We start from the raw sequence: 12,959 nt of genomic DNA, 5'->3' as shown, positions 1-12,959 counted from the left end.
TCCGCAATGGCCTATGCCTATGACGACCAGAATATCTTCGCCAAGATCCTGCGCGGCGAGATCCCCAACAGCACGGTGATGGAAACCGAGCATACGCTCGCCTTCAACGACATCGCCCCGCAGGCCCCGCATCATGTGCTGGTCATTCCCAAGGGGCCTTACGTGACCCACGACCATTTCGCGGCCGAGGCCAGCGACGCCGAGATCGCGGATTTCACCCGTGTTGTCGGTGCAATATGCGCAGGACTTGGCATCCAGCCGGGCGAGGGCGGCGAGGGCTATCGCCTGATCTCCAACGCAGGCGAGACCGGCGTGCAGGAGGTGCCGCATTACCACATGCATATCCTTAGCGGCCGTCCCCTTGGCCGGATGGTGAAGAAGGCGGACTGACGCAGGACAAACGGATCGGCCTTGCCGGGGGCGGGCCGATTTGCCATATGTCGGAACGTTGCAAGCCCCCGTTTGTTGCGAAGGATCGCCAGCCATGACCATTGACGCCCCCGAAACCGAAGTTGTGACCAGCTGGCGCGTGGCCTGCGACGGCGGCGAAGGCGCGCTTGGGCATCCACGCGTGTGGCTTTCGCTGGACCGCGATACCGGCGAGGTCGAGTGCGGCTATTGCGACAAGAAATTCGTCCACGCCTCCGTCGCGGATAAACAGAACGGCTGATCCCCGCCGATCCATTCACTTGCCCCAAGGTCATCCGCCCGCCCCGCTTTGTCAGAGGGCGGAGCGGTGCTATCTTGGGGCCATGGCAATACATCCCGATCCCGATCCGATGCCCCATGCGTCCCGGATCTATACCCGGGCGGAACTGCTGAGCGATGCCATCGTCCACCTGGCGGCGCTGATCCTTGCCATCGGCGCGGTGCCGGTGCTGATTACGCTGACCGCCATGTGGCAGACGGGGGCGCCGGGGATCGTGGGTGTGTCGATCTATGGCGCGTCGCTGATTGCGATGCTGACCGCCTCGCTGCTTTACAACCACCTGCCGACACCCGACTGGCGCGATCTGCTGCGCCGGCTCGATCATGCCGCGATCTACCTGAAAATCGCTGGCACCTACACGCCCTTTGCCCTTTTATCGGGCACCGGGACGGGCATACTGGCGGTGATCTGGGCCGTGGCGCTTGTGGCGACCATCGGCAATTTCCTGGTCCGTAAATGGTCCACGGTGATCGGCGTCCTGATCTGCCTTGGCATGGGATGGGCGGTGGTGATCGGCGGGCGTGACCTGCTGGCGCTGATGTCCACCCCGGTCGTGGTGCTGATGGTGGTGGGCGGGCTGCTTTATTCGGCGGGCACCGCCTTCCTGCTGTTCTCTCGTCTGCGCTTTCACAACACCATCTGGCACGGCTTCGTGGTGGCCGCCTCGACCGTCTTCTTCGTGGCCATCTTTATCCACGCCGCACAGGTCGCCTGACCCTCGCCAAAGCCCGACCCCCGCGCTACACAGGGGACCTGACCAACGCGAACAGGGGCGGCACATGGCATTCGGAAAAGGGCATCATCTGCATCTGGTCGACGGCTCGGCCTTCATCTTCCGCGCCTATCACGCGCTGCCGCCGCTGACGCGCAAATCCGACGGGCTGCCCATTGGGGCTGTGTCAGGGTTCTGCAACATGCTGTTCAAGCAGATCGAGGACAACAAGGGCCCCGATGCGCCCACCCATGTGGCGGTGATCTTCGATCATTCCGGCAGGACTTTCCGCAACGATCTGTACGACCAATACAAAGCCAACCGCCCGCCTGCGCCCGAGGATCTGGTGCCGCAGTTTCCCCTGACGCGGGAGGCGACGCGCGCCTTCAATATCGCCTGTATCGAGCAGGAAAATTACGAGGCAGACGATATCATTGCGACGCTGGCCCGGCAGGCCCGCGAAGCCGGGGGGCGCTGCACCATCATCTCCTCCGACAAGGACCTGATGCAGCTGGTTGGTGGCGGCGTCGAGATGCTGGATGCGATGAAGAACGGCCGCATCGACCGCGAAGGCGTGGAGGCCAAGTTCGGCGTCGGGCCGGAACGCGTGGTGGACGTGCAGGCGCTCGCCGGTGACAGCGTCGACAATGTGCCGGGCGCACCGGGGATCGGCATCAAGACCGCCGCGCTCCTGATCAACGAATACGGCGATCTGGAAACGCTGCTGGACCGCGCAGAAGAGATCAAGCAGCCCAAGCGGCGGCAGACACTCATTGATTTCGCCGACCAGATCCGCCTGTCAAAACAGCTTGTGACGCTGGATGATCAGGTGCCGATGGAGATCACGCTCGACGATCTGGAACTGCGCGACCCGGAACCCGAGGTTCTGCTAGAATTCCTCGCCCAGATGGAATTCCGCACGCTCACCAAGCGGATCGCAACGCAACTGGGGATGGAAGCGCCGGAAATCCCCGAACCTGCCGCTATGGCCACGAGCCAGGACGCTGCACCCGAGGCGGTGCCGTTTGACGCCGACGCCTATGAATGCGTGCGTGACGCGACTGCCCTTGCCGCATGGATCGCCAAGGCCCATGCGCGGGGCTATGTGGCGGTGGACACGGAAACCACCAGCCTCGATGAGATGACCGCCGACCTCGTGGGCGTCTGCCTTTCGGTGGAGCCGGGGCAGGCGGCTTACGTGCCCCTGCAGCACAAGGAAGGCGAGGGCGACCTGTTTGGTGGCTCGGCGCTCGCCGAGGGGCAGATGGGGTTGGAGGACGCGCTGGCGCTGCTTAAGCCGATGCTGGAGGACGCGAGCGTCCTCAAGATCGGGCAGAACATGAAATACGACGCCAAGATCTTCGCCAATTACGGAATTGAGGTGGGACCATTCGACGACACGATGCTGATGTCCTACGCGATGCATGCGGGCCTGCACGGGCACGGCATGGACGCGTTGTCGGATCGCTATCTGGGGCATGAGCCCATTCCGATCAAGTCCCTCTTGGGAAGCGGAAAATCGGCGATCACCTTTGACATGGTGAAGATCGACGAAGCAGTGAAATACGCCGCCGAAGATGCCGATATCACCCTGCGCCTGTGGCAGAGTTTCAAGCCGCAGCTGCACCGCGAGAAGGTGACCACGGTCTATGAAACGCTGGAACGCCCGCTGGTGCCGGTGCTGGCCCGGATGGAGCGCCACGGCGTCAAGGTCGACCGTGATACACTGTCCCGCATGTCCAATGCCTTCGCCCAAAAGATGGCGGGTTTGGAGGCGGAGATTCACGCGCTTGCGGGACGCAGCTTCAACGTCGGCAGCCCCAAGCAGTTGGGCGAGATTCTCTTTGACGAGATGGGGTTGGAAGGCGGCAAGAAGGGCAAGACCGGGGCCTATGCCACTGGCGCGGATGTGTTGGAGGACCTCGCCACCGAACATGATCTGCCCGCGCGGGTGCTGGATTGGCGGCAGCTGTCCAAGCTGAAATCGACCTATACGGACGCGCTGCAAGACCATATCAACCGCGACACGGGCCGGGTTCACACGAGCTATATCCAGTCGGGCGCGTCCACGGGACGGCTGGCTTCGACCGACCCGAACCTGCAGAACATCCCGGTGCGGACCGAGGAAGGCCGCCGCATCCGCGAAGCCTTCGTCGCGGAACCCGGTAACGTGCTGGTGTCGCTCGACTATTCCCAGATCGAGCTGCGCATTCTGGCCCATATCGCCGGGATCGACGCGCTGAAGGAGGCGTTCAAGCGCGGAGATGACATCCACGCTATGACCGCGTCGGAGATGTTCAACGTGCCGATGGAGGAGATGACGCCGGAGATCCGCCGCCGCGCCAAGGCGATCAATTTCGGGGTGATTTACGGCATTTCCGGCTTCGGGCTTGCCCGTAACCTGCGCATCCCGAGGGGCGAGGCGCAGGAGTTCATCAACACCTATTTCGAACGCTTTCCGGGCATCCGCGACTACATGGATGCAACGAAAGAGTTTGCGAAATCAAAAGGCTATGTTCAAACGCTCTTTGGCCGCAAGATCCACACCCCCGAGATCAATGCCAAGGGCCCGCGCGCCGGATTCGCGCATCGCGCGGCGATCAACGCGCCGATCCAGGGCACTGCGGCGGATGTGATCCGGCGGGCGATGATCCGCATGGAAAGCGCGATCGAGGGGCTACCCGCGAAAATGCTGCTGCAGGTGCATGACGAACTGATCTTCGAGGTCGAGGAAGGGTCCGCCGATGCCTTGGTCGCGCGGGCGCGCGAAGTCATGGAAGGCGCGGCGGAGCCGGCGGTGAAACTGGCGGTGCCGCTGGTCGTGGATGTGGGGCAGGGCGCGAACTGGGCCGAGGCGCACTGAGCTGAAAAGAGGGGGGTGCCATGCGTACACCCCTCGTACACCCCCTGTGCACCGGGCGTGCAGACGAAAAGCGGTTTCGCCGCGCATTGCGCGTCGATCCGTGGGCGGCCCTCCTCAACCCCCGCTGGCGCGGGGGCCTCGTCGGGCCGCTTGGGGTTCCACCCCAAACCCCGGAGGTATTTCTGCCAAGATGAAAGGGTCAGGCAGTGCCGATCACCTGGCCGATGCGGTGGCGTGACGGGTGCAATGTGACCGAGCCGTGGCAAAAGGCGGCATAGTCACAGGTCAGTTCCTCGCCTGCCCGGATGTCGCGCGTGGCGATGCAGCGCGAGGGGTTGGTGACATCGACATTGGGCAGGGCGGCGTGGTTCATGAACCGGCCCTCGTCGCAGTCGAGCACGATGTAGTCCGGGTCGCGGGGATGATCGTAGGTGTAGCGTTCGAGGAACTCGCGAAAATGGCGCGGCACTCTGGTCAGTTCATCGCGCTCATAGGTGGTGTCGAAACGGTCATCGAACAACCTGACAACGGCCCCTTTCTGAATATCGGCAGCGGCAAAGACGCCGAGACCCTCGATGGCAGAAGGGCCGAGATAACACCGCACCATCATCATGGGCGTGATCCTGTCTATGGGTCCGGCCTGCCCTTATCCGGTGTGATTGGGATGGGGGACCCCCCCGCGCCGGGCAGGCAGCGCGGCTGCGATGCCAGCGCTTTTTTTGCGAGTCTGTCAAACGGGATTTTGCGTGCTACAGAAGATGTGATCGGTGTGATTGAGTCAGCCGGTATCAGCGATCTCGGTCCGGTGTTCCGGCAGTGTCGTCCAGTGCCAGTAGGTCTCGCGCGCTTTCGTTGCGACGGGGCCGGGCTTGCCATTGCCGTAGATCCGCTGGCCCACCTTCGTGATGGGCAGGACGCCGCCGCCCGAGGAGGTCAGGAACACCTCATCGGCACTGTCGAGGCGGCTGGCGGGGACCGGTTCCACCCGTGTTTCCAACCCCATCCCGGCGCAGATCTCCAGCGCGGTGCGGCGGCTGATCCCCTCCAGTACGCCGGTGTCCGGGGTGGTGACGGTGCCCCCCTCGACGAGGAAGATGTTGAAGCCGGGGCCCTCGGTCAGGTTGCCCTGGTGGTCGAGCAGGACCACGGTTTCAAAGCCATTGTCCTTGGCCTCGAAGAGTCCTTGGGTGAAGTCGCCCCAGTGGTAGTTCTTGGCGCGGGGATTGACGCTGTCGGCCGGGATGCGGCGGGTGTGTCGGGCGATCCACAGGCTCGCGCCCTCATCCAGCGTTTCGGGTTTGATGACGTGGATATAGGGCACGCACCAGGCGTAGAAATGGTTGCCACAGTCACGGGGGTCGCGGCTGCCGGGGATGAGGGGCGTGCCGCGGGCGGCGACCATGGCGCAATAGGCGTCGGTAAGGCCCGAGGCGGCGACCATGTCATGGAGCGCCTGTGCGATCTCGGCTCGGGTCAGGCCAGGGTCCATGCGCAGGGCCTGCATGGAGGCCGCGAACCGGTCGAGATAGGCGTCGAGGCGGAAAAAGGCGCCATTCACCACCGGCACCACGTCATAGGCCACGTCGGAATGCGTAAGGCCCCAGTCGGTGACGCCGATGGTCGCCTCGGCAATAGGGATGATTTTGCCCTTCAGCCATGCCGCGCCTTTGCTGAGATCCGGTGTCATGCTGATCCTTTCCTCGTGTCGGAACAGGGGACACGGGCGGGCGTTGGCCGTCAAGCGGGGAACGCTCTTGCAAGCGCGTTGAAAAATCCTTGCAAGGATTTTGGCCCGCCCTTGCCAGCCCGCGCGTGGGGCGGTTAGCTGGGCCGACGGTTTCAAGGACACGGCATATGGCACATGGATATGAGAGCGGGCGGCTCAACCTGCCCTTCACCGGCATCGCGACCTTCGGGAAATACGACTACCAACCGGACTGGGACAAGCTGGAGGCCGATGTGGCCGTGCTTGGTGCACCGTTCGATTTCGGCACCCAGTGGCGGCCCGGTGCGCGGTTTGGGCCTCGCGCGATCCGCGAGGCCTCGACGCTGTTTTCCTTCGGTCACGCCGGGGCCTATGACCATGAGGACGGGGTGACTTACCTGGGCGCGGGTACGCGGATCGTGGATATGGGGGATGCCGATATCGTTCATACCGACACCGAAAAGAGCCACGCCAATATCGAAGCGGGCGTTCGGGCGATCCTCGCCAAGGGGGCTTTGCCCGTGGTTCTGGGGGGCGATCATTCGATCAATATCCCCTGCGTGCGGGCTTTTGATGGGCAGGGGCCTATCCATATCGTGCAGATCGACGCGCATTTGGATTTCGTCGATGAACGCCACGGGGTACGCCACGGCCATGGTAATCCGATGCGCCGCGCGGCGGAGCAGGAGCATGTCACCGGGCTGACGCAGTTGGGCATCCGCAATGTGTCGTCGACCGCGAAGGAAGGGTACGAGGACGCGGCGCGGATGGGATCCGATATTCTGTCTGTCCGGCAGATGCGAGCCTTGGGGACCGAGGCGGTGCTGGCACGGATTCCGGCGGATGCGGATATTTACCTGACCATCGATATCGACGGGTTCGACCCCTCGATCGCGCCCGGCACCGGCACGCCGAGCCATGGGGGGTTCCTCTATTACGAGGTGCTGGAACTGCTGGCGGCGCTGGCCAAGCGGCAGCGGATCGTGGGGGTGGATCTGGTGGAGGTCGCGCCCGCCTATGACCACACCGACACCACGGCGATTTTGGCGGCGCAGCTTCTGCTGAACCTCATTGGCCGCATTCTGCACGCGCGGGGGTGATCCGACGCGCGGTCAGGCTTGACCCGCGGCGCGGGGCGGCGTCCCATGGGTGGCAATCAATGGAGGGGAGCATGGCCCTGATCGAGATCGTGAATGCCACCGGTCCGGTGGCGGAACTGCGCCTGAACCGGCCCGAGAAGAAGAACGCCGTGACGATGGAATTGCTGGAGGAGCTGGTGACGGCCTGCGGGGCGCTGGCTGCGGAACCGGGGCTGCGCGCGGTGGTTCTGTCCGGCAAGGGCAGCGATTTCAGTGCCGGGATGGATACCTCGGTGCTGATGGGCTTCGCCGGGCAGCTTGATGCGATCAAGGCCGAGATGCTGGCCCCGCCGGATGGCATCGCCAACCGGTTCCAAGCCCCGGCCAAGGCGCTCGCCGATCTGCCGGTGCCGGTCATTGCCGCGATTGACGGGGTCTGTTTCGGTGCGGGGATACAGCTCGCGCTGGCCGCCGATTTCCGCATTGCCGCGCCAGGGGCGAAACTGTCGATCATGGAAGGCAAATGGGGGCTGATCCCGGATATGGGGATTTCGCTGAGCCTTCCGCGCCTCATGCCTGCCGACCGGGCCAAGGCGCTGATCATGACGGCACAGGTTATGAGCGGAGAGGAGGCGCTGGCCGAGGGGCTGGTGACGCGGCTGTCGGACGATCCCCACGCGGCGGCGATGGGGTTCGCGCAGGAGCTGGCCGCGCGATCCCCCGATGCAGTGCGGGCCAGCAAGGTGCTGGTCGATGCGCTGTGGTCGAACAGGACCGCCGCGGGGCTGCGGCTGGAGGCGGAGTTGCAGGCGGCGCTGATGGGCGCGCCCAATCAGGTGGAAACCGTCATGGCCCGGATGCAGGGACGGGAGCCCGAATACAAATGACCCACAGACGCAGGCTGATCATGGGCGGCCTCGCTGCAACCCTACTGCCCCGGATGGGGTTGGCTCAGACCGCGCCGGGCAAGGTGCCGCGCCCGGAGGTCGCGTTCCGGGTGCCGGAGATGAACCCGGCCGTGGCCGATCTGGTGGCGCAGGTGGATCCGGCACGGCTACGCGCGGATGTGGACGCTCTGGCCGGTTTCGGCACAAGGTGGAGCGAGGGGCCGGGTTACGGCGCGGTCGAGGACTGGATGGCGGCATCCTTCGCGGAGGCAGGCCCCGGCGGGGCAATCTCGCGCCAGCCAGTGACGCTGCCTGCCGGGATGGTGCGCAACAACGTGCTGTGGGGTGATCCGCTGGACGGGCGTGAAGTGATCCTTCTTGGCGCGCATCTGGATACGACGTCGGAGAACCCCGCAGTCAGCGCACCGGGAGCCAATGACAACGGATCGGGCATCGCCGCGATGCTGGAAGCGCTGCGCATCCTGTCGGGGCAGACCTTCACGCGTCAGATTGTGGCCGTTGGATTCACCGGTGAGGAACAGGGGCTGATTGGCTCGGCTCGCTGCGCCGCCGTGGCCACACAACAGCGCTGGCCGGTGGAACTGATGGTCAATCTCGACATGCTGGGGTATCGCCCACCCAACCCCGCCGCGCCCCTGTTCATCGAGTATGATCAGGGCAACGCGACCCCCGCCAACAATGCGGCGGCGGGGGCTTACGGGCAGATGGCCGTGGCCCTGGCAGGGCAGAATACGAGCCTTGCGACGGCGCAGACCGATATCTGGGACAGTGACTACATGCCGTTTGAGGCCGAAGGTTTCCCTTGCATCGGCCTTTATGACGGCGGCGCCAGCGGCCCGCCCTATCACACCAGCGGCGACGTGCCGGACCTGATGGACTTCGGCCGACTGGAACAGGCGACGCGGCTTTTGGTGGCGATCATGGCAACCGCGGCGGAGCTTGCCTAGCGGATTGATCCGGTAGCCCGAGATCGTTCAGAACACGAACTCATCCACGAACTGCCCCTCGACGTCCCAGACGAGGCCTGCCTGGCCGATGGTTTGCCAGGTGGGGCCGCCATCCATGTCGTACATGCCGACCGTTCCGGTATTGACGTTCCGCCACAGGATATCGTCAGTTCCGTCGCCATTGTAGTCGCCCACACCCACGATGTCCCAATCGAAGCTGGCTTGCCCGAGGCCCTGCCAGAGTGGCGAACCGGAGCCCATGGCGTAGTAACCCACGGCACCGCTGGTCTCATGCCGCCACAGCAGGTCATCCGTGCCGTCGCCATCGAGATCGCCGGTCCCCACCAGCCGCCAGTCGTTGGAGACATTGGCCACCACGCTCCAGGTCGGGGTGCCCGCCGAGGACATCTCGAACTGGCCCACCTGGCCGGTCGTCGCGTTCCGCCAGATGATGTCGTCGATCCCGTCACCGGTGATGTCTCCCGTGGCCACGATCTCCCACGGGGCCGAGGAGCCGCCGATCGTCTGCCAACTGGCCGATCCGCCCGACATGGCGAACATGCCGACGCCGCCATTGTTGCTGTTCTGCCAGAGAATATCGTCGGTGCCATCGCCGTTGAAATCGCCCACGCCCATGATCTGCCAGGCCGCGCTGGCCGTGCCGAGCGCGTTCCAGACCGGGCTGCCGGTGCCCATGGCGGAAAAGCCGATGCCGCCGGAGGTATCGTTGCGCCAGAGGATATCGTCGGTGCCGTCCCCATCGAAATCCCCGAGCCCGCCGATCTGCCAGGCGGTGCTCTCGCCCCCCAGAACGCTCCAGGTCGGCGTGCCGCCCGCCATGTCGAACATGCCGTACTGGCCCGTCGTGCCGTTGCGCCAGAGGATATCGGAGGTGCCATCGCCCGTCAGGTCGCTTTCGGGGGCGGGCTCCGGTTCCGGAAGCGCGGCGGGAACGCGGGTCAGCGCAATCAGATCCTGCGTCAGCACCTGGTGCGGGGTCAGCGGAAGCCCGTCATGAGAATAAATGCGCAGCTCTTCCGTGCCGAAGCGCAGAACAGCGCCGTCACCGGTCGCGGTGAACTCGATCTGTCCCAGATTGCGCAGCATCGGCCAGGCGGTCAGATCGATCCGGTCCTGCGACGGGTTGAAATCGCGGATCTCGTCATAGCTTCCATCCGCCTCCATGACGAAGATATCGCGCCCGGCCCCGCCGGTCAGGGTATCCCGGCCAGCACCATCCATCAGCACATCGTCGCCCCCGCCGGCCTCGATCATGTCATCCCCCGCGCGCCCGGCAAGCACCTCGCCGGCGTCGGTTCCCGTCAGGATACCGCCCCCCGAGCCGCCGAGACGGGTTGTTCCGGTTGGGCCGGGATCGACGGTGAACTGGGTGATCCCGGTTTCGGTCCCGCTGCCCACGAAGATCTGCAACCGATTGTCCACGGCGGTGGCCCCGATGGCCGAGACATTTTCAAGCGTGGTTGTGAAGCGGTCGGCAATGGTGTCGTGCAGGAGCAGGCGACCGCCGGGCAGCAGCTCGAAGAAGCTGACGCCATCATCCGCGCCACCGGCAATGACGAAGGCGCGGTCATCGAGCATGACGGTTTCCAGCGATGTCACATGCTGAAAGCGCGTGTTCAGATCGTCGATGACGTGGTCGACCGGGCTGAGCGTTCCGTCGGGGTCCATGCGCAGCACGCTGATGGACGAGCTGTCGCGCGCCGCCACGATCACGTAGTGATCATCGGCGAGGCTGACATGCTCCATCGTGCTGATCCCGGCAACGCCAAGCCCCTGATCCGCGCCACAGACGCCGCCTTCGGTCAGGGCACCGGTGCCGTCGACCCGGTAGCTGCGGACATGCTGGCCGTCGGCATCGGCCATGACAAGGAATTGCGAGGCCCCGATATCCGCGCGGGCAAGCCCTGCCACATTGGCAGGGGAGGCCGTGGTCTCGACAACCGCGAGACTGCCATCGGGGCCTACCCGGAAGGCATCGAGCGCTCCGCTTTCGGCATCGGTGCAATAGAGGTAGCTTTCCTGCCCGATCTGCATCTGAACGAGGCTGTGCATGGCGGCGGTCTCACCTGACAGGGTCAGGGCGGCACCTGTCATCCGACCCTCGCTGTCGAGCGTGTAGAGCCGGGTGGAATTCTCCTGCGGGGCGAGGGTGACGACATAGGATTCGCCGCCCAGAGAAAGGAATTCTATCCGGTCCGCATCGGTGGAAACTGTCTGGTGATCGGTCAGGGTGGCGCCGTCAGGGCCGGTGACGGTGAAGGCAGAGATGGCCTCGCCGGAGCGGCTGGTCGCATAGAGGACCTGTTCGCCGGACTCCGAGGTGCGGACATCCAGATCCGAAATTCCCGTCAGATATGCGTCGACGTCGCGTTCAAGCAGCGCAACGTAACTCAGTACCGGCATTCCCAGCCCCAGCCAAGCAGGGCCCCCACAGCTGAGGATCATGCCGAAACGGCGTTAACACTCGGTCAGGACTTTGTGGCGCGGGCAGGGCGCATGCCGTGAAGTTTCCGAAAAATGCACGAGGCCGGGGAATGGGATGCGGGCGGAATGGCGTCGGGTGGATTTGCAAACCTGCTGCCACCGGTGCCCTTTTGGTCAAGCAGGTTGCAAAACGCCTCAGTCCGGTGTTTCGGCCCCGTATTCCACCAGTCGCCTGCGCAGGAAATCCGCCTCGGGAACCCCGGCCTCCAGCGCATAGACATAGGCATGCGTCAGGTAGAAATTGCGCGCGACAATGGAACGGGCCGCGCCCGACGCCTCTTGATAGAGCTGGATCAGCGCCCCCCGGTCCTCCACCGCGTGGGCCTCCAGAAGGCGCCGGTCGAGATCCTCAAGCATCGCGCTCGGCCCGCAGGGCCGCGACCTTGCCGGCCACCCAGTCGTGGAACAGGTGTGTCGGCCCATCCATCGCGGGCGAGAAGCGGCCACCGTCGAAGCCCGGCGCGCTGCGGCCTTTCTGCATGCCCTCGACGACGAAAATGTCTTCGACGAAGACCGTCTTCCATTGCGTCGCGTTCTTCTGACGCAACGCGGCATCCGTTTGCGGCTCGGCATAGTAGAGATGCACGTGTTCGCGCGTCTGCATGTGGCTGACCGGCTCCAGCACGATGGCGAAGGCATGGTCGCGCTGCACGCCGAGAAGGACGTTGGGATAGACCGCGACGTATTCGCCGCCTGCATCCCAGAAGTCTGGCAGCCCGTCGAAATCGGGGAACCTTTCACCGTCCTGACCTTCGAGCTGGCGATAGACATAGGTGCCCTGACCCGAATAGTTGCCCGGCGATTCAATGTGGTAGTGATCTTCCAGCCGCGAATAGCTGTTCAGGCCCGGATGGACCCAGGGCAGGTGATAGCTTTCGCAGTAGTTTTCGACCGCAAGCTTCCAGTTGGTCTGCACGTCCAGCGTGAACTGGCTGTCCCACCCTCCATGATAGAGCGGCTTTTCCACGTCCTTCCAGCGGGTCAGCAGGTCCGCATGCACCTCTTCGAAGGGGGCGGCGTCGCCGGACAGGTTCACGAAGACGACATCGCGCCAGACATGGCTGCGCACTTCGATGAGGCCGAGATCGGAGCGGTTCATCTGCGGGTGGCTGTTCTGCCCCGGTCCGCCCACATGCGGGGTGGACACAAGACGTCCGTCCTTGGAATAGCACCAGCTGTGATAGGGGCAGCGGATCGCGCCCTCGATCTTGCGGGGTTCCTCGACAAGGATCATGCCGCGATGGCGGCAGATGTTTTCAAAGACGCGCAGGGTGCCGTCCTTGTCGCGCACCAGCAGCAGGGGCTGGCCGAGAAACTCGATCGGTTTGCAGTCAGAGGGTTCGGGCACATCCGCGCCCACGGCCAGACCGGCCCATGTGCGACGCAGAACGGCCTCGTTTTCCTCGGCGATGGTGGCGGGGTCGGTGTAGTGGCTGTTGGGCAGGCCCCGCGCAGATTCGATGGGGGCGCGGACGGCGTCCAGCACGTTCAGTTCACGATCCTTAGGCATATCATCCCTCCCGCTCGGTCC

At 64.5% G+C, this 12,959-nt stretch carries 12 protein-coding genes; 7 read left to right on the top strand and 5 right to left on the bottom strand.

What is annotated here, in order from left to right; genetic code table 11:
• Positions 1 to 6: 6 nt before the first annotated feature.
• The 4 genes from ACOOEX_RS15510 (at position 7) to polA (ending at position 4,284) form a co-directional block, all read left to right on the top strand.
• Positions 7 to 390, top strand: coding sequence for an HIT domain-containing protein (locus ACOOEX_RS15510; RefSeq protein WP_127556954.1), 384 nt, complete (start codon positions 7 to 9; stop codon positions 388 to 390).
• Between the two features lie 94 nt (positions 391 to 484).
• Positions 485 to 670, top strand: coding sequence for a zinc-finger domain-containing protein (locus tag ACOOEX_RS15505; protein WP_420395678.1), 186 nt, complete (start codon positions 485 to 487; stop codon positions 668 to 670).
• Positions 671 to 752: 82 nt separating this feature from the next.
• On the top strand, positions 753 to 1,424 hold the full coding sequence (gene trhA, locus ACOOEX_RS15500; RefSeq protein ID WP_420395677.1) for a PAQR family membrane homeostasis protein TrhA: 672 nt from the start codon (positions 753 to 755) through the stop codon (positions 1,422 to 1,424).
• A gap of 64 nt (positions 1,425 to 1,488) precedes the next feature.
• Positions 1,489 to 4,284, top strand: coding sequence for a DNA polymerase I (gene polA / locus ACOOEX_RS15495; protein ID WP_420395676.1), 2,796 nt, complete (start codon positions 1,489 to 1,491; stop codon positions 4,282 to 4,284).
• Between the two features lie 199 nt (positions 4,285 to 4,483).
• On the opposite strand, the gene ACOOEX_RS15490 is transcribed toward polA, so the two are convergent.
• Together ACOOEX_RS15490 and ACOOEX_RS15485 are read right to left on the bottom strand one after the other, a co-directional pair.
• Entirely contained in the window at positions 4,484 to 4,897 is a 414-nt protein-coding gene (locus tag ACOOEX_RS15490; protein WP_420395675.1) for an SET domain-containing protein, read from the bottom strand.
• Positions 4,898 to 5,062: 165 nt separating this feature from the next.
• On the bottom strand, positions 5,063 to 5,971 hold the full coding sequence (locus ACOOEX_RS15485) for an aminotransferase class IV (protein ID WP_420395674.1): 909 nt from the start codon (positions 5,969 to 5,971) through the stop codon (positions 5,063 to 5,065).
• Between the two features lie 167 nt (positions 5,972 to 6,138).
• On the opposite strand from ACOOEX_RS15485, the gene speB reads away from it, so the two are divergent.
• The 3 genes from speB to ACOOEX_RS15470 all read left to right on the top strand — a co-directional run bounded on the left by speB (position 6,139) and on the right by ACOOEX_RS15470 (position 8,923).
• Entirely contained in the window at positions 6,139 to 7,089 is a 951-nt protein-coding gene (gene speB, locus ACOOEX_RS15480) for an agmatinase (protein WP_420395673.1), read from the top strand.
• 71 nt (positions 7,090 to 7,160) lie between these two features.
• Positions 7,161 to 7,955, top strand: coding sequence for a crotonase/enoyl-CoA hydratase family protein (locus ACOOEX_RS15475; RefSeq protein WP_420395672.1), 795 nt, complete (start codon positions 7,161 to 7,163; stop codon positions 7,953 to 7,955).
• Entirely contained in the window at positions 7,952 to 8,923 is a 972-nt protein-coding gene (locus ACOOEX_RS15470; RefSeq protein ID WP_420395671.1) for a M28 family peptidase, read from the top strand. Before ACOOEX_RS15475 ends, ACOOEX_RS15470 begins: the two co-directional genes overlap by 4 nt.
• A gap of 27 nt (positions 8,924 to 8,950) precedes the next feature.
• Here the strand turns inward: ACOOEX_RS15470 and ACOOEX_RS15465 are convergent, their stop codons facing one another.
• The 3 genes from ACOOEX_RS15465 to ACOOEX_RS15455 all read right to left on the bottom strand — a co-directional run bounded on the left by ACOOEX_RS15465 (position 8,951) and on the right by ACOOEX_RS15455 (position 12,938).
• Positions 8,951 to 11,347 carry an FG-GAP-like repeat-containing protein gene (locus ACOOEX_RS15465; protein WP_420395670.1) on the bottom strand — a complete coding sequence of 799 codons (2,397 nt, stop codon included), beginning with the start codon at positions 11,345 to 11,347 and terminating at the stop codon, positions 8,951 to 8,953.
• A gap of 216 nt (positions 11,348 to 11,563) precedes the next feature.
• The gene (locus tag ACOOEX_RS15460) at positions 11,564 to 11,785 is read right to left on the bottom strand and encodes a hypothetical protein (RefSeq protein WP_420395669.1); all 222 of its coding nucleotides are present in this window, start codon (positions 11,783 to 11,785) and stop codon (positions 11,564 to 11,566) included.
• Positions 11,778 to 12,938, bottom strand: a complete 1,161-nt coding sequence (locus ACOOEX_RS15455; RefSeq protein WP_420395668.1) for an aromatic ring-hydroxylating oxygenase subunit alpha — start codon at positions 12,936 to 12,938, stop codon at positions 11,778 to 11,780. Before ACOOEX_RS15455 ends, ACOOEX_RS15460 begins: the two co-directional genes overlap by 8 nt.
• Positions 12,939 to 12,959 lie beyond the last annotated feature (21 nt).

Origin of the sequence: Nioella sp. (assembly GCF_965215655.1) — a bacterium.
In the GTDB taxonomy this organism is placed as follows: domain Bacteria; phylum Pseudomonadota; class Alphaproteobacteria; order Rhodobacterales; family Rhodobacteraceae; genus Nioella.
Note: the sequence above shows the minus strand (reverse complement) of the source record. Positions and strands in the feature narration are given on the sequence as shown.

Coding starts and splice junctions, on each gene's coding strand:
- ACOOEX_RS15510 (WP_127556954.1), top strand. CDS start 7: ATGGCCTATGCCTATGACGACCAGAATATCTTCGCCAAGATCCTGCGC.
- ACOOEX_RS15505 (WP_420395678.1), top strand. CDS start 485: ATGACCATTGACGCCCCCGAAACCGAAGTTGTGACCAGCTGGCGCGTG.
- trhA (WP_420395677.1), top strand. CDS start 753: ATGGCAATACATCCCGATCCCGATCCGATGCCCCATGCGTCCCGGATC.
- polA (WP_420395676.1), top strand. CDS start 1,489: ATGGCATTCGGAAAAGGGCATCATCTGCATCTGGTCGACGGCTCGGCC.
- ACOOEX_RS15490 (WP_420395675.1), bottom strand. CDS start 4,897: ATGATGATGGTGCGGTGTTATCTCGGCCCTTCTGCCATCGAGGGTCTC.
- ACOOEX_RS15485 (WP_420395674.1), bottom strand. CDS start 5,971: ATGACACCGGATCTCAGCAAAGGCGCGGCATGGCTGAAGGGCAAAATC.
- speB (WP_420395673.1), top strand. CDS start 6,139: ATGGCACATGGATATGAGAGCGGGCGGCTCAACCTGCCCTTCACCGGC.
- ACOOEX_RS15475 (WP_420395672.1), top strand. CDS start 7,161: ATGGCCCTGATCGAGATCGTGAATGCCACCGGTCCGGTGGCGGAACTG.
- ACOOEX_RS15470 (WP_420395671.1), top strand. CDS start 7,952: ATGACCCACAGACGCAGGCTGATCATGGGCGGCCTCGCTGCAACCCTA.
- ACOOEX_RS15465 (WP_420395670.1), bottom strand. CDS start 11,347: ATGCCGGTACTGAGTTACGTTGCGCTGCTTGAACGCGACGTCGACGCA.
- ACOOEX_RS15460 (WP_420395669.1), bottom strand. CDS start 11,785: ATGCTTGAGGATCTCGACCGGCGCCTTCTGGAGGCCCACGCGGTGGAG.
- ACOOEX_RS15455 (WP_420395668.1), bottom strand. CDS start 12,938: ATGCCTAAGGATCGTGAACTGAACGTGCTGGACGCCGTCCGCGCCCCC.